Raw genomic sequence first — 3,963 nt, 5'->3', positions numbered from 1 at the left:
GGGCGCTCTAACGGTCGAGGAGCGGCGAGGGCGCGTTGCACCCGCGACGGTCCGCCCCGCGGCTGTCCTGGCTCCCGCCCTCACCGCCTCCTCGGCCGCGTCCTCCGCCGCGTCCGCGGCGAGCGCCCGCACAGCCCGGCGCTCGCCGCCATGCCCGCGCTCCCGCCAGCGGGATCGACAAACCAAACTGACGATCATCTACCACTGTTATCTTCCGGACGTGCCAGCAGCCGAGCCCGATGAGGACACAATCACAGCGTGGGCGCTGGCGGCCGGTGCCGGCGACCCCGCGGCGCAGGTCGCGTTCATCCGGGCGACCCAGCGGCAGACCTACCGGTTCCTGCTCCATCTCACCAACGCGAACGACGCCGAGGACCTCTGCCAGGAGACGTACCTGCGGGCCGTGCGTGCCCTGCCCGCCTTCGCCGGGCGTTCGTCGGCCAGGACATGGCTGTTGGCGATCGCCCGCCGGGTGGTGGTCGATCACATCCGCGCCGCCGTCCGCCGGCCGCGCGTGGCCCCCAGCGCATACGCGGCCGAGGCCGAGGCCTCCAGCGGCGGGGCGTCGTCGCTCGAGGACGCGGTCGTCGTCCGCCAGCTGCTGCGTGGCCTGCCGCTGGAACGGCGTGAGGCGTTTGTCGCCACCCAGCTGCTCGGGCTCAGCTACGCGGAAGCCGCGCAGGTGTGCGGCTGTCCCGTCGGTACGATCCGCTCCCGGGTCGCTCGTGCGCGGATCGACCTGGTGGCCGCCTTTCATGATCGCAATGATCCGCCCCGATGGCTGGAAGCGACCAGCTGACCGGGGAACTATTCACCGTCCCGCCGACGACTGACACAGCATCAGGCGCGGGAACAGGGGTGGGGGTGGGCCATGGCCGGCAGGCGCTGGTGGGTCGCTGTGGGAGTCGCGACCACGGCAATGGCCTCGTCGATGCTGTCGCTGTACGCGGTGAGCGCGCTCGCGCCCTCCCTGGTCGACGATCTCGGCCTGTCCCGGACGAGAGTCGGTGAGCTGGTCACGGCGACGTTCGCGGTGGCAGCCGTGCTGTCCCTGGTCGCCGGCCATCTCGTGGACGTCACCGGAGCACGCCGTGGCTTGGCCGTCCTGAGCGCGACGGTCACGGCCGCGTTGGCCGGTGCGTCGTTCGCCGGCTCCTACGCCGCTCTCCTCGCCGTCCTGGCGCTCGCCGGCATCGGGCAGGCGCTGGCGAATCCCGCCACAAACGTGCTGCTGGCACGAACGGTTCCGCCGGCACGGCGGGCGCTGGCCATCGGGCTCAAACAGTCGGGTGTCCAGCTGTCGGCGTTCGCCGCCGGGCTGGTGCTGCCGGCCGTGGCGCACACGATCGGCTGGCGGGCCGCGTTACGGTGTGCCGCGATCGTCCCGATCATCCTGCTGGCGCTGGTCTGGCGGACGGTCGACGCGGACAGCCGGCCGGTGTCCGGGCAGCAGGCGGCGGGCCACGCCGCGCGCCCAGCGGGCACCGCGCGCGGCTCCTGGTGGCGCTGGTCGCGGCCGTCGACGTGGCTGGCCTGGCTGATGGCCTACTCGGCGCTGCTCGGCACCGCCCTGGCGGCCGTCAACACCTACCTGCCGCTGTACGCCTCACAGCGGCTCGGCCTGGGCGGCTGGGCGTCCGGGGCGGCCCTCGCGGCTTTCGGACTGTCCGGGCTGTTCGGACGGATCACCTGGACGAGATGGGCGGACCGGATGCCGGAGGCGACCATGCTTCTTGGTTCCCTGTCCGCGGCGGCGGCCGTGTCCGTGCCGCTCGTGTGGCTGGCCGCACCCGTCTGGCCAGCCCTGGTCTGGCTGGGGGCGGCTGGTATCGGGGGAACGGCCACCGGTGCCAATGCCGTGTCGATGCTGGCCGTGGTGCGCCGCGGCGGGGCGACCGGCCACGCGTCCGGGCTGGTCTCGCTCGGCTTCTTCAGCGGTTTCGTGCTGGGGCCGACGGTGTTCGGCCTGCTCGCGGACTCGTTCGGTTACGGCTGGGCCTGGCTGTGGGTGATGCTGGTGTTCGCCGCGTCCGCCGTCACGGGGTCGTTCATCACCGGGAAGGCCGAGCTCCGGCCCGCGGCCATGTCGTGACCAGACCCGGCCGCGCGCCCACAGCGCGCCCAGGGGGACAGCGCCGCCGAGGAGATCGTGCGCCCCGAGGACAGGCCTCGCCAGCCCGCGGGCCGTATGTCCCGTGATTTTCATGTCCAGTCACTTTCATACCGCGGGAACTCAGTGCGCACGGGATCCGACTACTGACATGTGACCAGGCCTGACGGCAGCGGATGCGCTGGGGAGCGTCGGTGTGATGCCGGCGTGATACCGGCGTGATGTCGAGTAGTGACGGTGCGGCGCGGGACCGGCGATCCGTCCCGGCTCCGCTGGCGGGCATCACGGTGCGTGGCAGGCCTGCCGGCCCCGCCGAGCGGCTCGTCGTACGGCACCTGTGCCAGTTGGGAGCGATCGTCGAGCCGGCCGAGCGATCGACGATCGCCGGACCGATAACGGTCACATGTCCACAGCTGCCCGCGATCCGTTGCGCCCTCGACTGGACGGACACCACCGGCACCCGCCTGGACGAGGGAACCGCCCAGGCCGCGTACGGCCTGATGGCCGTGCACGGCCGCGCCCGTGGCGGGCCGCGGCGGCTCCGGCTCGACTACGTGAGCGCGGCGGCCGGTGTGCTCGCCGTCCAGGGGGTGCTCGCCGCGGTGCTCGCCGGGCTGCGGGGCATGCCGGTCGAGGCCGTGGAGGTGTCCGTGGCGGGCGCGGCGCTGGTGACGGTCTCGCAGTATCTGGCGGCCGGCAGCGTCGTCGAGCCCGATGACGCCGAACTCGATGGCACCGAATTCGATGGCACCGAATTCGATGGCGCCGGGCCCGGCCCGGCCGCGGGGGTGCCGCCGCCTTTCGTCTCGGCCGACGGAGTCTGGTTTGAGATCGAGGCGCTGGACCCGGAACCGTGGCGTTGCCTGTGGTCGGCGTTGGGCGTGGACCCGCGGCCTGTCGCACGCGGCTGGCGCGCGTTCGTCCTGCGGTACGCCAACGCCAGTGCCCCGCTGCCGGCCGATCTGCACGCCGCGACCCGGGTACGCGGCTACGACCAGCTCCGGAGCGCGGCCGCGGCGGCGGGGCTGGCTATCCTGCCGCTGCGTGGCCACACCCAGCGGATGGCGGACTTCGCCCCGTCCGGTCGGGTCGGTCCGCCGTGGGCCATCCGCGCGTTCGGTGTGCCCCCCGAGGCGGGCCAGGCACCACCGGGCCTCCCGGAGCTGTCGGCCGCGGCGGCCCTGCCGCTGGCCGGGCTCACCGTCGTCGAGGCCGGCCGGCGTGTCCAGGGACCGCTGGCCGGGCACCTCCTCGGCCAGCTCGGCGCCGAGGTGATCCGGATAGAGCCCGTCGGGGGTGACCCGCTGCGCGGGATGGCGCCGACGGTCGGCGGCTGCTCGGCCCGGTTTCTGGCGCTCAACCGGCACAAGCGTGTCGTCGAGGCCGACCTGCGCTCATCCGGCGGCTGGGCGGCCGTGCGGGACGCCGTGGCCGGTGCCGACGTGTTCCTACACAACTGGGCCCCGGGCAAGGCCGCCGGCTTCGGACTGGACTCGGCCGACTTCGCCGGGATCCATCCCGGCCTGGTCTACGCCTACGCCTCCGGATGGGGGGATGTGCCGGTCGACGGCTCGCCGCCCGGTACGGACTTCCTGGTCCAGGCGTACGCCGGCTTCGGTGAGCAGCTGCGCGCCCCGGGCGAGCCGCCCGCCGGCTCCCTGATGACCCTGCTCGATGTCTTCGGCGGCCTCATCAGCGCACAGGGGGTGCTGGCCGGGCTGGTGGCCCGGGTCCGCGGCGGCCGGGGGCAGCGGGTCGACAGTGATCTGCTGGCAGCGGCCGGCGTACTCCAGGCACCGTTGATCGAGTCCGGTGGGACGCCCGGCCGGCTGCCGGGGGCGGCGGCCGGGCAG

3 protein-coding genes are annotated in these 3,963 nt (G+C 73.7%); all 3 read left to right on the top strand.

Features of this window, described 5'->3' with window-relative positions; genetic code table 11:
• The first annotated feature begins 220 nt into the window (after nt 1-220).
• Nucleotides 221-799, top strand: coding sequence for a sigma-70 family RNA polymerase sigma factor (locus tag MJ785_RS22060; RefSeq protein WP_305039437.1), 579 nt, complete (start codon nt 221-223; stop codon nt 797-799).
• 99 nt (nt 800-898) lie between these two features.
• The gene (locus MJ785_RS20005) at nt 899-2,092 is read left to right on the top strand and encodes an MFS transporter (RefSeq protein WP_239313300.1); all 1,194 of its coding nucleotides are present in this window, start codon (nt 899-901) and stop codon (nt 2,090-2,092) included.
• Between the two features lie 239 nt (nt 2,093-2,331).
• Nucleotides 2,332-3,963, top strand: a 1,632-nt coding sequence (locus MJ785_RS20000; RefSeq protein ID WP_239382255.1) for a CoA transferase, incomplete at its 3' end; no start/stop codon positions are given.

The organism is Protofrankia sp. CiT1 (genome assembly GCF_917627335.1).
Taxonomy (GTDB): Bacteria; Actinomycetota; Actinomycetes; order Frankiales; family Frankiaceae; genus Protofrankia.
The sequence above is the reverse complement of the archived record's forward strand: the minus strand, read 5'-3'. Positions and strand labels throughout refer to the sequence as shown.